The 16,311-nt window shown below is 67.5% G+C and carries 18 protein-coding genes and 1 tRNA gene; 15 read left to right on the plus strand and 4 right to left on the minus strand.

Annotated elements, in window-relative coordinates; genetic code table 11:
• Positions 1–33: 33 nt before the first annotated feature.
• Positions 34–648, minus strand: coding sequence for an SAF domain-containing protein (locus tag ACWF4Z_RS20620; RefSeq protein WP_452244702.1), 615 nt, complete (start codon positions 646–648; stop codon positions 34–36).
• Between the two features lie 72 nt (positions 649–720).
• Positions 721–1,089 (minus strand): FmdB family zinc ribbon protein, encoded by a 369-nt coding sequence (locus ACWF4Z_RS20625; protein ID WP_452244703.1) that lies wholly within the window; start codon positions 1,087–1,089, stop codon positions 721–723.
• Positions 1,090–1,287: 198 nt separating this feature from the next.
• Here ACWF4Z_RS20625 and ACWF4Z_RS20630 point away from each other — a divergent pair, with 198 nt between their 5' ends.
• Positions 1,288–3,822 carry a penicillin acylase family protein gene (locus tag ACWF4Z_RS20630; RefSeq protein WP_452244704.1) on the plus strand — a complete coding sequence of 845 codons (2,535 nt, stop codon included), beginning with the start codon at positions 1,288–1,290 and terminating at the stop codon, positions 3,820–3,822.
• A 53-nt stretch (positions 3,823–3,875) separates the two neighbouring features.
• Here the strand turns inward: ACWF4Z_RS20630 and ACWF4Z_RS20635 are convergent, their stop codons facing one another.
• Complete coding sequence (locus tag ACWF4Z_RS20635) at positions 3,876–4,427, minus strand: 5-formyltetrahydrofolate cyclo-ligase (protein ID WP_452244705.1); 552 nt, start codon at positions 4,425–4,427, stop codon at positions 3,876–3,878.
• A 65-nt stretch (positions 4,428–4,492) separates the two neighbouring features.
• Between ACWF4Z_RS20635 and ACWF4Z_RS20640 the strand changes: the two genes are divergently transcribed.
• From ACWF4Z_RS20640 to ACWF4Z_RS20705, 14 genes are all read left to right on the plus strand, one after another.
• Positions 4,493–5,881, plus strand: a complete 1,389-nt coding sequence (locus ACWF4Z_RS20640) for a UTP--glucose-1-phosphate uridylyltransferase (protein WP_452244706.1) — start codon at positions 4,493–4,495, stop codon at positions 5,879–5,881.
• A 20-nt stretch (positions 5,882–5,901) separates the two neighbouring features.
• Entirely contained in the window at positions 5,902–6,366 is a 465-nt protein-coding gene (locus ACWF4Z_RS20645; protein ID WP_452244707.1) for an N-acetyltransferase family protein, read from the plus strand.
• Positions 6,367–6,391: 25 nt separating this feature from the next.
• The gene (glp, locus tag ACWF4Z_RS20650; protein WP_452244708.1) at positions 6,392–7,618 is read left to right on the plus strand and encodes a molybdotransferase-like divisome protein Glp; all 1,227 of its coding nucleotides are present in this window, start codon (positions 6,392–6,394) and stop codon (positions 7,616–7,618) included.
• Entirely contained in the window at positions 7,615–8,118 is a 504-nt protein-coding gene (gene moaC / locus ACWF4Z_RS20655; RefSeq protein ID WP_452244709.1) for a cyclic pyranopterin monophosphate synthase MoaC, read from the plus strand. Before glp ends, moaC begins: the two co-directional genes overlap by 4 nt.
• On the plus strand, positions 8,115–8,603 hold the full coding sequence (locus tag ACWF4Z_RS20660; protein ID WP_452244710.1) for a MogA/MoaB family molybdenum cofactor biosynthesis protein: 489 nt from the start codon (positions 8,115–8,117) through the stop codon (positions 8,601–8,603). The genes moaC and ACWF4Z_RS20660 overlap by 4 nt, the downstream gene beginning before the upstream one ends.
• Positions 8,603–9,220 carry a GNAT family N-acetyltransferase gene (locus tag ACWF4Z_RS20665; protein WP_452244711.1) on the plus strand — a complete coding sequence of 206 codons (618 nt, stop codon included), beginning with the start codon at positions 8,603–8,605 and terminating at the stop codon, positions 9,218–9,220. The genes ACWF4Z_RS20660 and ACWF4Z_RS20665 overlap by 1 nt, the downstream gene beginning before the upstream one ends.
• A 97-nt stretch (positions 9,221–9,317) precedes the next feature.
• Positions 9,318–10,109, plus strand: a complete 792-nt coding sequence (sepX, locus tag ACWF4Z_RS20670; RefSeq protein ID WP_452244712.1) for a divisome protein SepX/GlpR — start codon at positions 9,318–9,320, stop codon at positions 10,107–10,109.
• A 68-nt stretch (positions 10,110–10,177) separates the two neighbouring features.
• A tRNA-Ala gene (locus tag ACWF4Z_RS20675) sits at positions 10,178–10,250 on the plus strand.
• 379 nt (positions 10,251–10,629) lie between these two features.
• Positions 10,630–11,316 (plus strand): response regulator transcription factor, encoded by a 687-nt coding sequence (locus ACWF4Z_RS20680; protein ID WP_452244713.1) that lies wholly within the window; start codon positions 10,630–10,632, stop codon positions 11,314–11,316.
• A complete protein-coding gene (locus tag ACWF4Z_RS20685) occupies positions 11,313–12,776 on the plus strand; it encodes a sensor histidine kinase (protein ID WP_452244714.1) in 1,464 nt (487 codons plus the stop codon). Before ACWF4Z_RS20680 ends, ACWF4Z_RS20685 begins: the two co-directional genes overlap by 4 nt.
• 56 nt (positions 12,777–12,832) lie before the next feature.
• Positions 12,833–13,270 carry a DUF6069 family protein gene (locus tag ACWF4Z_RS20690; protein ID WP_452244715.1) on the plus strand — a complete coding sequence of 146 codons (438 nt, stop codon included), beginning with the start codon at positions 12,833–12,835 and terminating at the stop codon, positions 13,268–13,270.
• 69 nt (positions 13,271–13,339) lie between these two features.
• Entirely contained in the window at positions 13,340–14,233 is an 894-nt protein-coding gene (locus ACWF4Z_RS20695) for a TIGR03620 family F420-dependent LLM class oxidoreductase (RefSeq protein ID WP_452244716.1), read from the plus strand.
• Between the two features lie 57 nt (positions 14,234–14,290).
• Positions 14,291–14,839, plus strand: a complete 549-nt coding sequence (locus ACWF4Z_RS20700) for a TetR/AcrR family transcriptional regulator (RefSeq protein WP_452244717.1) — start codon at positions 14,291–14,293, stop codon at positions 14,837–14,839.
• Between the two features lie 23 nt (positions 14,840–14,862).
• A complete protein-coding gene (locus ACWF4Z_RS20705) occupies positions 14,863–15,237 on the plus strand; it encodes a DUF1398 family protein (protein WP_452244718.1) in 375 nt (124 codons plus the stop codon).
• Here the strand turns inward: ACWF4Z_RS20705 and ACWF4Z_RS20710 are convergent.
• Positions 15,234–16,280: an alpha/beta hydrolase gene (locus ACWF4Z_RS20710; RefSeq protein ID WP_452244719.1), complete on the minus strand. Its 1,047-nt coding sequence runs from the start codon at positions 16,278–16,280 to the stop codon at positions 15,234–15,236. The two genes, ACWF4Z_RS20705 and ACWF4Z_RS20710, sit on opposite strands and share 4 nt — an antisense overlap.
• Positions 16,281–16,311 lie beyond the last annotated feature (31 nt).

The following is a 16,311-nucleotide window of genomic DNA, read 5'->3' on the forward strand; positions in this document are numbered from 1 at the left end:
CACATATCGTCTCGGCACCTGTTCGCTGGGTGATCAACTCGTGTCCGGCGTCAGCGCCACGGTGATTCTGGAATTGGTGGTGGCCTGGGCCAGTCTGGTCGCCACGTCGGGAGTTGTCGCAACCACGATGAGTGCGCCGGAGGACGTCGTACGCGGTGTCGGCAGGGTGAGGATGCGGACAGCATGGGCCAGCAGGCCGGCGTGGTCCGTCGTACTGGTCGCGGCGTACAGGTTGAGGTGGTCACCGACGCGCAGAAGGGCGCCGATGTCGGCGTCGTCGATCCGGAACGGGTAGGCGATCTGCCCCGATGGGATCGCGGCCGGCGACAGGAAGCGTGCGTCGGTGAGTGGCTCACCGGATCTGACTGGCCCGCTGAGCACGCGCGCGGTCAGATCCGCGCCGGGTCTGAGGACACCATCGGGCACCGAGCCCGGTGGGAGCCCGACGATCCGCAGATCAGCGTCGTCGGGCACGGCTCCGCCGGGGAGGTCGCGGGCTGCGGCGAGCACGGCGACGGTCGGCGGGGGCGAAGGGGAGAGGGCGAGCAGGCCGAAGTAGACGGCGGCCGCGGCGGCGATGCCGGCCACCAGCCGACGATGCCACCGAGCGGCCCGGATCAGGTCACGAACGACGGAAGGGATTCTCATGCCAGAGAAAGTACGAGTTTCTCCGGTACCCACCCCTCAGTTATCCACAGGGGCGGTTGTCCACAGGAAGGATCAGGCCGCGCTGCTGCTCGACGACGAGGACGAACCACCCGACGACGAGCTGCTCTTGGAGGAGTCACCCGACGAGGAGCTGCCGGAGGACGACGAGTCGCCCGAGCCCGAGCCCGAGGACGACGAGGAGGTCGACGACGTGGACGTCGAGGCCGACGACTCCGACTTCGCCGGTACCGAGCTCTTCCCGGACGAACGGCTGTCGTTCCGGTAGAAACCAGAACCCTTGAAGACCACGCCGACCGCGTTGAAGACCTTGCGCAGGTTGCCCTGGCAGTTCGGGCAGACCGTCAGCGCGTCGTCGGTAAAGCTTTGCCGCACCTCCAGGGCCTCGCCGCAGTCAGTGCACTGGTACTGGTACGTCGGCACGGTTGGTTCCCTTCAGGCCGTTGGCACTCCCACTACTCGACTGCTAATAATGCGTCAGAGCCCCGAAGTATTCCAACTCGGGTCCACGAAATCGCACCTGGTCGCAGACTCTCCGTTCACCCGACCGAAACGCAGAGCAACGCAAAGTTCGGTGGGACCCCATTTGGGGTGGGAGCGGGGATTCTCTACGGTTGGTCCGTGCGTCGCCTGCTTCGAGTCGTCATCATCAGCGGAATCGCCCTCGCCACGGTCCTCCTGGTGATCGCGGGTACCGCCGTCTTCGTCGTCCGCCACTCGTTCCCGCAGTACAACGGGACGATCGAGCTGGAGGGCCTGGACGCTGATGTCAACGTCATCCGGGACGCCAACGGGATTCCGCAGGTCTACGCGGACAGTCCGAGCGACCTGTTCGCTGCACAGGGCTACGTGCAGGCGCAGGACCGGTTCTTCGAGATGGACTTCCGCAGGCACGTCACCTCGGGCCGGCTGAGCGAGTTGTTCGGCGCGGACGCGCTGGAGACCGACAAGTTCGTCCGCACCCTCGGCTGGCGCCGGGTCGCGGAGAAGGAGCTCGGCCTGGTCAGCCCGTCCACCCGGCAGTACCTGGACGACTACGCCCGCGGCGTGAACGCGTACCTGTCCACGCACAGCGGTTCGGGCCTCAGCCTCGAGTACGCCGTTCTGTCACTCAAGGGGACCGACTACCACCCCGAGCCGTGGACCGCGGCCGACTCACTCGCCTGGCTGAAGGCGATGGCGTGGGACCTCGGCGGCAACATGGACGAGGAGATGACGCGGACCAAGCTGCTGGCCGCGTTCCCGGCCCGCAACATCGAGAGCCTCTACCCGCAGTACCCGTACGACCGGAACGCGTCGATCATGTCCACCGGCTCGGTCGGGGCGGACGGGAAGTTCGCCGTCACCTCACCGGCCAGCACCGAGCTCAAGCGCGGGATGCTCACCCAAGGCCTGCTGAAGTCGCTGGACACCGTCCAGAAGGTCGCCAAGGGCCTGCCTGAGCTGCTCGGCCAGGGTGACGGCATCGGTTCGAACTCATGGGTCGTCTCGGGCGACCACACCACCACCGGCAAGCCGCTCCTGGCCAACGACCCGCACCTCGGCGCGACCATGCCAGGCATCTGGAGCCAGATCGGCCTGCACTGCAACACCATCACCAAGGTCTGCCCGTACGACGTGTCCGGCTTCAGCTTCTCCGGCCTGCCCGGTGTGGTGATCGGCCACAACAACGCGATCTCCTGGGGCTTCACGAACCTCGATCCGGATGTCCAGGACCTCTATCTGGAGCGGATCGACGGCAACAACGCCTTGTACGACAACCACTGGCGTCCGATGGTGACGCGCGAGGAGACGTTCAAGGTGGCCGGCCAGGACAAGCCGGTGAAGATCACTGTCCGCGAGACCCGGCACGGTCCGCTCATCTCCGATGTCGGCGACGACCAGCGCGAAGTCGGCCAGATTGCCGCGAAACAGGGCAAGTCCGCCCAGCCGTACGGCGTGGCGCTGCAATGGACCGCACTGAGTCCTGGCCGCACCGCTGACGCGCTCTTCGCGATCAACCGCGCGCAGAACTGGACGCAGTTCCGCAGCGCCGCGCAACTGTTCCAGGTCCCCTCACAGAACCTCGTGTACGCCGACACCGACGGCCACATCGGCTACCAGGCACCTGGGCTGATCCCGATCCGGAACGCGGGCAACGGCAACTGGCCGGCGCCCGGCTGGGACCCGCGCTATCGCTGGACCGGCTATATCCCGTTCGACTCGTTACCTACGGAGCTCGATCCAGCGGACGGCATCATCGTCACGGCGAACCAGGCCGTGGTGCCATCGACGTACAAGTACTACCTGACCGACGACTGGGACTACGGCTACCGCTCGCAGCAGATCACCGACCGGATCAAGGCGGCCGGGAAGCTGGACGCGAACGCGATGGCGTCGATCCAGCTGGACACCAAGAACCGGGCCGCCGAGATGCTGGTCCCGTATCTGCTCCAGATCGGTATCGACGACGCGTTCGACAAACAGGGCCAGGACACCCTGCGGAACTGGGACTTCACCCAGCCCGCGGACTCCGCCGCGGCGGCGTACTTCAACGTGGTCTGGCGCAACCTGCTCGACCTCACGTTCCACGACCAGCTCCCGGAGGGGACGTGGCCGGACGGCGGTTCCCGCTGGTTCGAGGTCATCCACACGCTGCTGAGCCAGCCGAACAGCACTTGGTGGGACGACCTCGGGACCCCGCAGAAGGAGAACCGGGACGACATCCTGCGCGAGGCTCTGGTCGACGCGCGGACCGAGATCACCCAGAAGATGGCGCGTGAGCCCGAGAACTGGCAGTGGGGCAGGCTGCACAAGCTCACGCTGACCAACCAGACGCTGGGCAAGTCCGGGATCGGTCTGGTGGACCGGTTGTTCAACCGCGGTCCGTACGAGCTCGGCGGCGGTACGTCGATCGTCGATGCGACGGCCTGGGACGCGTCCGAGGGGTACACGGTCACCGCCACACCGTCGATGCGGATGGTGGTCGACCTGTCCGACTTCGACAAGTCCCGCTGGGTGAACCTGACCGGTGTGTCCGGACACGCGTTCTCACCCAACTACACCGACCAGACCAAGCTGTGGGTCAAGGGCGAGACGCTGCCCTGGGCCTATACCAAGGGAGCCGTCGAGGCGGCCCGCAAGGACGCACTGACCTTCACAAAACCACAGGGCTAGCCACAAACCGCAGGGCTAGCCACAAACCGCAGGGCTAGCCACAAACCGCAGGGTTAGCGCAGCGGGACCAGGCGGGTCGGCGTGATGGCCGCGTCCACGGGGTGATCGTGGGCGTCGGCCGGGAGCGCGTCGAGGATCTCTGAGTCGTACACCGCCGCCCAGATCGGCGTACCCGGTTCGACGCGGGCGAGCGCGCGGTCGTACGAGCCGCCGCCGCGTCCCAGCCGGACGCCGTTGCGGGCGACGGCCACGGCCGGGCTGATCACCAGGTCGGCGGTCGCAATCGCGTCCGAACCCAGGTCGAACGGCGGCTCGGTGAGTCCGAGCCGGCCGGGCACCAGATCGGCCGCCCCTGGCGCTATCCCCCAGCCGAGGTCGTTGTCGGCGTACAGGATCGGTAGCAGCACCTCGTAGTTGCGGGCGAGCAGCCAATCGATCAGTGCGCCCGTCTGCGGCTCCGAACCCATGGATACGTACAAAGCGACCCGCCGGGCTGTCAGTACCTGAGACTGAGCTTGAGCGGTGCTGAGAATCTCCTCCGAGTGTTGACGGCCCGCGCGGGCGTTCAGGAGGTACTGCCGCGCCGCGGCCTTCGACGGAAACACATTCTGATCGTATTGGCGTGACCCGTCTAACACTGGGATTACGCGGCGTCCCCTAGGGTTAGTGCATGAGTGAGGCAGGTCTCAGACAAGCCCAGGAGAAGATGCGTTCCGCCGGCGCCGCCGACGTCGCGATTCGCGTGTTCACGCACTACTACCGGATGCTCGAGTCGGGCCAGCAGGGGACGATCCGCGAGGACGACATCGATCCGGTAGGTGACCTGCCACACCTGGACCACCTGGACACCGATCCGGAGGCCATGCGCGCCGCGCTGGCCGAGACGGTCGTGATCAAGCTCAACGGCGGCCTGGGTACGTCGATGGGCGTCACCGGCCCGAAGTCCGCCCTGCAGGTCAAGGACGGCCAGAGCTTCCTCGACATCATCGCCCGCCAGATCCTGAGCACCCGGCGCAGGTACGACGTACCGCTGCCGCTGGTGCTGATGAACTCCTTCCGCACCAAGGAGGAGTCCCTGCAGATCCTGAGCGAGTACGACGGTCTCGCGGTGGACGGTCTCCCGTTGGACTTCCTGCAGAACATGGAGCCGAAGCTGCTCGCCGACGACCTCACTCCGGCCGAGTGGGAGTCCGATCCGGAGCTGGCGTGGTGTCCGCCGGGTCACGGCGACCTGTTCACCGCCTTGGTCGCCTCCGGCACTCTCGACGCGCTTCGCGAGCACGGATTCCGGCACGCGTTCATCTCGAACGCAGACAACCTCGGTGCGACCGCGGATCCGCGGATCGCAGCCTGGATGGCCGAGCACGACGTGCCGTTCGGCATGGAGGTGTGTCGCCGGACCCGGTCCGACCGCAAGGGTGGTCACGTCGCGGTCCGCAAGTCCGACGGCCGCCTGATCCTGCGGGACAGCGCTCAGGTCGCACCGGACGACGTCCGGTACTTCCAGGACGTCACGCGGCACAAGACGTTCAACACCAACAACCTGTGGATCGACCTGGACCGGCTGGCCGAGCTGATGGACGGGCACGACGGGATCCTCGGACTGCCGATCATCATCAACCGCAAGACCGTCGACCCGGCCGATTCGACGTCGCCGAAGGTGATCCAGCTGGAGACCGGCATGGGGACCGCGATCGAGACCTTCGAGGGGTCGCAGGCGGTGATCGTGGACCGCAGCCGGTTCAAGCCGGTGAAGACGACCAACGACCTGCTGGTGCTCCGGTCCGACGTGTACGAGCTGGACGACTCGGGTGACCTGACCACGACGCACGAGGGCGACGAGCCGTACGTCGACCTGGACCCGGACTACTTCAAGATCCTGGCCGACTTCGACCTGCGGTTCCCCGCCGGGGCGCCGTCGCTGGTCCGGGCCGACCGGCTCGAGGTCCACGGCGATGTTGCCTTCGGCAAGGAAGTTGTGGTGATCGGCGACGTGGAGCTGACGGCTCCCGACGGTGAGCGCCTGCAGATCGCGGACGGCGCCGTACTCGAAAGCTGACGGGGGTTGTGGCAGGGGGTATGGACGATCTGCTGATCCGGCCGCTGGAGCCGTGGGACACGGATGAGGCCGCCGCGCTGTGGTGGCGGTCGCGGCACGCGGATGGGACGCAGCTGCCGCCGGCGATCCACACCGCCGAACAGGTGGCGACGTGGTTCGCCGACGTGCTGCTGCCGGACGCACAGACCTGGGTGGCGCTTGACGACGGCCGCATCGTTGCCGTCCTCACGCTGGACGGCGACGACCTGGACCAGTTGTACGTCGACCCGGACGTGGCCGGCCGGGGTGTCGGCTCGACTCTCGTAGACCTGGCCAAGGACCTTCGCCCCGGCGGTCTGGCGCTGTGGACCTTTCAGACCAACACCCGGGCACAGTCCTTCTACCGCTCCCATGGCTTCACCGAAGTACGCCGTACGGACGGAGCGTCGAACGAGGAGCACGCTCCGGACATTCGGATGGTCTGGGGCAATCACCCGGAGGCTTGAGGGCCGCGTGGATTAGGGTCAGCTCGTGAAGCGGAGTGTGGATGAGCATCTGGAGGCTGTGCTCGGGCGGGTAGCGGCGCTGCCGGCGTTCGACCAGCCGTTGATGGAGGCGCTGGGGCTGGTGCTCTGTGAGGACGTCATCTCTGGCGTCAGCCTGCCCGGTTTCGACAACTCGGCCATGGACGGGTACGCCGTTCAGGCTGCCGACCTGGCCGGGGCCACGCAGGACGCCCCGATCGCCCTGCCGGTGGTCGGTGAGTTCCGGGCAGGGCGCAGTGAGCCGATCGTGGTGACCCCCGGTACCTGTGTGCGGATCATGACCGGCGCGGAGATGCCCCGGGGCGCGGACAGCGTCGTACCGGTGGAGTGGACCGACGGTGGCACGGTGAACGTGCGGATCGCGCAGCAGCCGGCGCTGGGTGGATCGGTGCGGCGGGCAGGCGAGGACGTGCACGCGGGGGATCAGGTTCTGGAGCAGGGCACCGTGCTGGGACCGCGACAGATCGCCGTACTCGCTGCCGTCGGTCGGGCGCGAGTGAAAGCGCGTCCGCGACCCAGAGTGGTCGTTGTGTCGACCGGAGCGGAGTTGCGGGAGCTCGGGAGCCGGCTGGGCCAGGGACAGATCTACGACTCGAACAGCTACACCATGGCCGCGTGCGCGCGGGACGCCGGCGCGGTGGTGTACCGCGTGGGCATCGTGGACGACGATCCGAAGCGGATCATGGACACACTCTCCGATCAGCTCGTCCGCGCCGACCTGGTGATCACCACCGGCGGTGTGAGCATGGGTGCGTACGACGTCGTCAAGGAGGAACTCTCCAAGCTCGGTACGGTCGATTTCCCGCAGGTCGCGATGCAGCCGGGCAAGCCACAGGGGTTCGGCGTACTGGGTGAGGACGAGGTGCCGATCTTCACACTGCCTGGTAATCCGGTGTCGGCGTACGTGTCCTTCGAGGTGTTCGTCCGGCCGGCACTGCGGAAGCTGATGGGCCAACTGCCGTACCAGCGGACTGCGGTGCGCGGGGTGTCGCTGGACGGGTTCAATTCACCCTCCGGGCGGCGTCAGTTCGTCCGTGCCGCGGTCACGTCCGGCGATGAGGGCTGGATGGCCAGTACAGTCGGCGGGCACGGCTCACACCTGCTCGGCGGGCTGAGCCGTGCGAACGCGCTGATCGTGGTGCCTGAGGACGTGACAGCGGTCCGGGCCGGCGATCAGGTCGAGCTGCTGCTGCTGGACGAGGAGATCCGATGACGCAGGACCCTGACGCCGGTACGTCGGGATCACCTGGGCTGACCCATGTCGACGCGGCCGGGGCGGCGCGGATGGTGGACGTGTCGGCCAAGGACGTTGGGTCGCGCCGAGCCGTTGCCAGTGGCAAGGTTTTCGTATCGGCCGAGGTGGTGAGTGCGCTGCGCGGGGACGGCGTACCGAAGGGTGACGCACTCGGCGTGGCGCGGATCGCGGGCATCATGGGCGCCAAGCGCACGTCTGAGCTGGTTCCGCTCTGCCATCCGATCGCGATCACCGGTGCGAAGGTCGACCTCCAGGTCGCGGACGACGCCGTACTGATCACGTCGCAGGTGAAGACCACGGACCGCACCGGCGTCGAGATGGAGGCCCTCACCGCGGTGGCTGTCGCAGGGCTCGCGGTGATCGACATGGTGAAGGCGATCGACCCGGCGGCCGTGCTGTCCGACATACGTGTTGATCTCAAAGAAGGCGGCAAGACCGGGCACTGGGAGCGGCCGTGAGAGCACTTGTCGTCAGTGTCTCCAACCGTGCGGCTGCGGGGGTCTACACCGACACCACCGGACCGCTGATCGCGGAGCGGCTGACTGGGTGGGGTTTCGAGGTGTTTGGACCACAGGTCGTTCCTGACGGTCCGCCGGTCGGTGACGCGTTACGGGCGGCTGTCGAGGCGTCGTACGACGTAGTGCTGACGACTGGGGGTACGGGCATCTCTCCGACCGATGCGACACCAGAGCAGACCGGTGCGGTGCTGGACAAGGCTGTGCCCGGCATTGCCGAGGCCATTCGGTCCTATGGCGTGGCGAACGGCGTACCGACGGCATCTCTGTCGCGTGGGCTCGCCGGAGTGGCTGGTACGACGGTCATCGTGAACCTGCCCGGTTCACGGGGTGGTGTGAAGGACGGTCTCGCCGTACTGGAGCCGCTCCTGCGGCACGCGGTCGAGCAAGTCCGCGGCGGTGACCACGTCCGGACGGACACCGACTGATGGCGATCGTTCACTGGCCCGTGGAGCTCCAGCACGGGCAGGTCGCGCTCAGGCCGCTGCGGGCCGGCGACGGCGGCGAGTGGGCCGCAGCGCGGCAGCGGAACATCAGCTGGCTACGCCCGTGGGACGCGACCCAGCCGCCCGGTGCTGAGGATGGTGCACGCACCTTTCGAGCCATGGCGCGCGACTGGAACCGGCAGGCGCGCTACGGCCGGATGCTGCCGTTCATCATCACGTACGGCGGTGCGGCGGGTGCCGGTGCGCGGTCCAAGTGGCCGCTGGTCGGACAGCTGACGGTGTCCGGGATCACCTACGGCTCGGCGCGCTGGGCGAACCTCGGCTACTGGGTCGACGAGCAGTACGCCGGTCGCGGGATCGTGCCGACTGCGGTTGCCATGGCCGCGGACCACTGCTGGTTCAACCTCGGCCTGCATCGGATCGAGGTGGCGATTCGTCCGGAGAACAAGGCGAGTCTGCGGGTGGTGGAGAAGCTCGGCTTCCGCTACGAAGGCGAGCGGCCGCGGTTCCTGCACATCGACGGGGACTGGCGCGATCACCGCATCTTCGCGCTGAACATCGAGGAGGTCGGGCCGGGGCTCGTGTCGCGTCTGTCGTGATTACGCTGCGTGCTGTTCACATCAGTCACACGAGTCTTCTTGCGACACACCGTCCCACGTACCTCACCCCGACCTCTCCGCACCTTAGCGTCGTCGCATGGGGACGACAGGGCTGATCTACGTGGCGATCGTCGCCGTGTGGGCTGCCTATCTCGTTCCGATGCTGCTGAAGCGTGGCGACGAGGCACGGCGCCGACCGGTGTCGTCGGCGGCTGACGCGCGCGTGCTGTCGCGTGACTCGTCGCGGACCCGGTACGTCGTACGCCCGGCTGGTGCTCCTTCAGGCTCCGGGGATGAGCGAGCCGGAGCGGACGCGCAGCCGCCGCCGCGGCACTACGTCCCGAACCGAGCCCGCCGGGTGGCCGCCATGCGCCGCCGGCGGGTCCTGTCGATCCTGACCCTTTCACTCCTGTCGGTCGTCGCACTGGCCGGTCTGGAGATGCTGCTGTGGTGGACGGTCGCGATCCCGGGCGGGCTGATCCTCGGGTTCGTCGTACTGACCCGGGTGCAGCTGCGGCGCCAGGCGCGGTCGCGTGCCCAGTTGGCCGCCGAGCGGCGCGCCCGTGCCCAGGCCCACCACGACCGCGGCCCAGCCGGCAAGCCTGCACCGTCGCCGGATGAGGAGATGACCGTCGAGGTCAAACTCCCCACCCCACCGGTCGAGAAGCCCGCCCCACCCGCCGAAGGTCTGTGGGATCCGGTCCCTGTCACGCTGCCGACGTACGTCCTCAAAGAGAAGGCACCGGACCGGACAGTCCGCACCATCTCGCTGTCCGACGACGAGGTCTTCTCCAGCGCCCGTACGACGGATCCCGCCGAAAAACCCGCCGTCCCCGAGGTCTCCACGCCGGCCGAAGAACCCGAGGTCAAACGAGCCGTGGGAGACTGAATCCAGTTTTAGAGTCAGGGCCTGCCCGTGTTAGAGTTTCGCGGTCGCCAGGCAACTGGCGGTGGTCTGGGGCTGTGGCGCAGTTGGTAGCGCGCTTCGTTCGCAACGAAGAGGCCAGGGGTTCGAATCCCCTCAGCTCCACGAAGGCGATGGCGAGTTGTGTCCGCGGAAAGCGCGGAGCGGCTCGCCTTCGTCGTTTGTGCGGCTGCGCTTCGCTTGCCGCGAGCGGGGGCTTCGCCACCCGCACCCCCCGTGCGCCTTCGCTTCGCTCGGCGGCCTTCGCTTCGCTCGGCTCCTGTGGCTAGCCGCCGCGGACGGGTGGGCCTTCGCTTCGCTCGGCGGCCTTCGCTTCGCTCGGCTGCTGTGGCTCGCCGCCGCGGGCGGGGTGGACCTTCGCTTCGCTCGGTCGTTGTGGCTGGGCGCGCTGGCGGGTGGGCCTTCGGGGGTGGTGGCGTTCTGAGGTGGCTTTGAGGTTTGGTGTTTATCTTGGGTGGGGTTGTTGTCTACGGGGAAGATGATCATGCCGGAAGCCAGGGTGCTGGTGGTTGATGACGAGGAGAACATCCTTGCCATGTTGACCACTGCGTTGCGGTTTGCTGGGTTTGTGGTTGAGGGTGCGGCTACTGGGGGTGCGGCGCTGGGGGTGGCGCGGGAGTTTCGGCCTGAGGTGGTTGTGTTGGATGTGATGTTGCCGGATCTGGACGGGTTCGAGGTGTGTCGGCGGCTGCGGCGGGACGGGGTGGATGCGCCGGTGTTGTTTCTGACTGCTCGGGACGGGCGGGAGGACAAGGTTGCTGGGCTCACCCTTGGGGGTGACGACTATGTGACGAAGCCGTTCGATCTTGACGAGCTGGTGGCGCGGATCCGGGTGCTGCTGAAGCGGGGTCGTAGCGTTCGGCAGGCGGGAGAGCGGCTTCGGGCGGGGCGGGTGGAGCTCGATCCGGATACGCATGAGGTGTGGAGTGATGGCGAGCTGGTGAACCTGTCTGCGACGGAGTTCCAGCTGCTGCACTATCTGATGCTCAACGCGGGCCGGGTGCTGTCCAAGGCGCAGATCCTCGACCACGTGTGGAAATTCGACTTCCAAGGCGATTCGGGCATCGTCGAGACCTACGTCTACTACCTGCGGCGGAAGCTGGACGGGCCGGACGGGCAACTGATTCGGACAGTCCGCGGCGCCGGCTATCTCCTGAGAACTGCGACATGAGGTGGCCGCGGTTGCGATCGCTGCGCAGCAGACTGCTGGCCGGCGTCGTCGCGGTCACGGCGATCGGGCTCGCGGCGGCGGCCATCGTCGGCGTGACGGCACTGCAGTCGTACCTGCACCAGCGGACCGACCAGCAGCTCAAGGTCGCTTTGTCCGCCGGCCAGCAGATGCTGGGCTCGGACGGGCAGTTGGTGTCGATCCCGGCCGAGGCGGGCAACTGCTCGGTCGCGGTGATCGATGCCACCGGCAAGCAGTTGTCCCACGCCGGCGCCGTACAGACGCTGCCGACACCGTCCGTCGCGGACCTCGCGCGGTACGCGGCCGGGGGAGTCCCGGTGACCGTGAGCGCGGGGGAGGACTTCCGGATCCAGGTCGCCACACTGCCGGGCGGGCGCTACCTGCTGGTGTCGGAAGCCCAGTCCTGGTCGGACGCTGTGGTCTACCGGCTGATCCTGATCGAGCTCGCGGTGACGCTGATCGCGCTGGCGCTGGCCGTGGCGCTCGCGATCGGCGTGAGCAGGTTCGTGCTGAAACCGCTGGACACGATGTCCGCCACAGCAACGCGGATCGCGGACGGGGAGCTGTCCCACCGGGTCGAACTCGCCGGAGCACCGACCGAGGTCGCCGTACTCGGGCAGTCGATGAATCAGATGCTCGGCCGGATCGAGCATGCGTTCACGCAGCGGCAGTTGGCAGAGGACCGGCTGCGGCGGTTTGTGGCTGATGCCGGCCACGAGCTCCGTACGCCGCTGACCGCGATCACCGGGTACGCGCAGCTCGTCCGAAGAGGCGCGCTGAGTGACCCAGAGCAGCTGGACGACGCGATGCGTCGGGTCGAGGACGAGACACACCGGATGACCAGTCTGGTCGACGAGCTGCTCCTGCTCGCGCGGTTGGATCAGGGGCGTCCGCTCGACCGGGTCGCGCTGGATCTTGGCGAGCTGGTCACGGCCGCCGTACAGAATGCGAGAGCCGCGGATCCGCATCGGTCATTGACGCTGATCATCGAATCCGGCGCCCACCCGATCGTCGGGGACGAGCACCGGCTGAGCCAGGTGCTGGGGAACCTGCTGGCGAACGTCCGCGCGCATACGCCCGCAGGCACCGCGGCCGAGGTCCGAGTCAGCCGTGAGGGGTACGACGAACTCGTCGACGTCATCGATCAGGGCCCGGGGATCGCGCCCGACCAGGCGGACAAGGTCTTCGAACGCTTCTATCGCGCCGACAGCGCCCGGCATCGTGTGACAGGTACGGGAGAGGGCAGCGGTCTGGGGCTCAGCATCGTGGCAGCCATCGTTGCCGCCCATCACGGCTCCGCGACTGTGGTGCCGCATCGCGGTGGCGCCTGGCTCAGGGTGGTGATCCCCGCGGCGCCGAGCCCGACCGCGTTGGGCGACGGTACGACGGGAGCCGGGCTCCGAGCAGACTCTGAGGTGGCGCCGATGTCGTTCGGAGGCTGAACCCGTTTCCTGGCAGAAGAGTCCGGATCGACCGGACTGCTCCCAGGAGGTTCTTCGTGTCTGCTCTCTCCGCGGTCGACGGTATTCGCACCCGCTCCCCGCATCCCGGCAAGCTCGTCGGCGCCGCCGTACTGGCCATCGTGGTCGCGAGTCTCGGCAACACCTTGCTCGCGCTGATCGGCAAGTCGGTGTTCTCGGTCTCCGATGATTTCCGGGGATTCCAGCCCGGCGCCTACATCTTCCTGACGTTCATCGGCATCGTCGGTGCCTCGGTCGCCTGGGGGGTCATCGCCGCCAAGTCCGCCGAGCCGACCGAGCTGCTGCGCAAGCTGGCCGTCATCATCGTCCCGGTATCGATGCTGGCCGACATCGCCCTGCTGGTCGCCGGGGAGTCGCCGGCCGGGGTAGCGGTCCTGCTGGTCATGCACGTCGTTGTCGGAGTCAGCGCGTACTACGCCCTGACCCGAATTGCTCCGCCTCGACCACTGCGTTGAGTGTTTGGCAGTCAGTGACATACTGGCGGTGAGTGACAGAAAGTCAATCGGCCGACCAGGAGGACATGCGTGAGCGCGATCGACGGGATGGATCTTGGGCCGTTCGGGATCTGGACGTTCGACTTCGAGTTTCAGTCTGCGAGTGTGGTGCGGGAATCCGTGCAGGAGCTGGAAGCGCTCGGGTGGTCCGCGCTCTGGTTTCCTGAGGGTGGTGGGCGGGAGGCTCTGACGCACGCTGGGTTCCTGCTCGCCAGCACCGAACGGATGGCCGTCGTCAACGGGATCGCGAAGATCGGGGCGCGTGAGCCGCGATGGACGCAGGGTGCTGCGGTGCTTCTGGCCGACGCCTACCCGGGCCGCCACTTGCTCGGACTCGGTTTCGGGGATCCTCGGCCCGGCATGAAGCCGTTGCAGGCGATGGGTGAGTACCTCGATGGTCTGGACGCAACGTCCAGCGCCAACCCTCCGCCCGGGATGCCGGTACGACGGGTGCTGGCGGCGTACGGTCCGAAGATGCTCGAGTTGGCACGCGACCGGTCCGATGGCGCGCACACCTATCACGTGACTGTGGGGCATACCGCACAGGCGCGGGAGGTGCTGGGGGCCAAGCCCTTCCTCGGTGTCGAGCAGGCGGTGCTGTTCGAGACCGACGCGGACGTGGCGCGGTCGATCGCTCGTGAGCACCTGCACATGTACTTCACGCAGAAGTACAACATCGCCAAGTTCCTGCGCCTGGGCTACACCGAGGACGACATCGACGGCGGGCGTGGCAGCGATCGGCTCGTCGACGACCTCGTTATCTGGGGCGACCTGGACACGATTGCCGGCAAGCTCCACGGCCACCTCGACGCCGGTGCCGACCACGTCGCCATCCAGGTCCTCGCCCCTGAGCTGGGCCGCTCGACCATGCCGCGCTGGCGGCAGCTCGCCGAGGCGTTGCTGCCCCAGGGCGTCGCCGCGTAGATGCCTAGTCGAACAGGGCGGCCGCCGCTCACGGAACGGCGTCGAGCCGAGACGCGCTTGGAGGTTGCGCGGGCGGCGGTGGAGCTGTTCCTCGCGAAGGGGGTCGCGGCGACTTCGGCCGAGGAGATCGCTGCGGCGGCGGGCATCTCGTCCCGCACGTTGTGGCGGTACTTCCCGACCAAGGAAAGCTGTGTCACGCCTCTGCTGACCGGCGTGGTCGAACTGATCGCCGGGTTCTTGGAGTCCTGGCCCAGCGATCAGACCATGGCCGGAGTGTTCGACACGATCGGGCTTCACGACAATGTCGCCGACCGTACGACGATGGTGCAACTCGTGCGCCTGACCAGGACCGAGCCGGGCCTGCGGGCGGTCTGGCTCGAAGCACATCGGCACGCCGAGCCCGCGTTCGCCGAAGCACTCGCGCGCCGCGCCGGCCTACCCACCCCCGACCTGACCGTCACCGTGCAGGCCGCAATGATCCACACCGCCCTGCGGGTGGCAGCGGAGTACTACGCGTTCAACGCGGACCACCCCGACGCCGAGACATCGGACTACGAAGCAGCAATGCGCAAAGCGCTACTCATCGCCGAACGCACCTTTGCCTGACCATCACCTCTATGATTCGGTGCATGTTCACCCTCGACCAAGTCAACGAAATTCATGACCGGCTCGGTTCTGCGGACACTCTTGGGGCCTATTTGCTGGCATTGCGGGAGATCGGCGTACAGAAGGCCGAGTCATATCTTTCGGACGGGCATACCGTGTATCGCGGAGCGGATGGTTACACCGTGACGACGCCGGCCGCGCATGACCTCCTGACGGTCGCAGAGGTGAGCGATCGGGACGGGTTCCTTGGGCATCTTCGGCAGCAGACCAGCTACGTGGAGATGTCCGAAGGGCTGGCCAGGAGCGGTGTGGAGAAATGGGTATTCGACACCGACCTCCTGACCATCGCCTACTTCGACCGCTCCGGCAACGAATTGCTGAACGAACCTGTGGGCTAGATCGCGAGGGTTTGTTTGAGCCAGGTGGCGATTGTGGCTGTGGCTTGGGGGAGTTTGGTGGTGGCGCAGTGGCCGGTGTTGGGGATCAGGTCGACGACCGTGGCTCGGCGGCCCTCGAAGACCAGGGTGTCGTGCTGGGGGACGTGGACGTCGTCGGCGCCGTTGATGACGAGCATCGGGGCGTTGAGGTCCTGGTCGAGCAGCGGGCGTAGGGAGAAGTTCGCGATGCTCGTGGCCAAACCCTCTGGGGTTGCGGGCTGGTCGAAGCCGAGGGCGTTGCCGACGATGTCGGCCATGCCGAAGTGGCTCGGACCTTCTCCGGTGAACGCGGCCTCGACCGGCCCGCCGAGCACCACGGCCGCGTCGACCTCACCGGCCAGGCCGGAGCGGGCCGAGTAGTAGCCGCCCATCGAGATGCCGAAGTGCGCGACAACGCCGTTCCCGAGGGTCCGGGCGTGGGCGATCAGGCCGCGGACGATCTCGGCGCCGCCCTCGGCGGACATCGGTACCGCTGACTCCCCGGTGCCGGGGATGTCGAACGCCAGCACCCGCACGCCCAGCTGCGCCGCGGTCCCGACGAACAGCTGGTGCATGTCCATCTTCCAGCTGTCCACGCCGCCGCTGGCGATCACGACCGGGGCGTCGGACGGCAGCTCGTACGGCGCGAACACGTGCACCGGCACTCGCGTCGTACCGCCCTGGTACGGCAACTCGAGAACATCCCGCCGGAAGTCCACGCCGAAGTCCGGAGAAGCGAGCTCGTACTGCGCGAGTTGGTTGCCCAGGGCAACACGCTTGGGCTCGTCGGCCAGCGAGGGGAACTTGGCCCAGCCGTAGGCCAGCGCGGCCAACTGGTGCGAGCCGGCCTCGGTGTACGAGCGACCCAGGGTCGACCACTCGTGCACCCAGCCGCCCGGGGCGTCGGCCCACATGTCGGTGATCGCGGCGCGCACGGCCTCGACGTCCGCCGCCGGCAGGCCGGTGTTGATCATCTGCGGATACCGCTCGCCGAACAGCTCGGACGGGTCCAGCGGCCAGGGCATGTCGACCTCTTCCGCTAACGCAGGTATGTTG

It is taken from the genome of Kribbella sp. NPDC055071 (assembly GCF_053608045.1).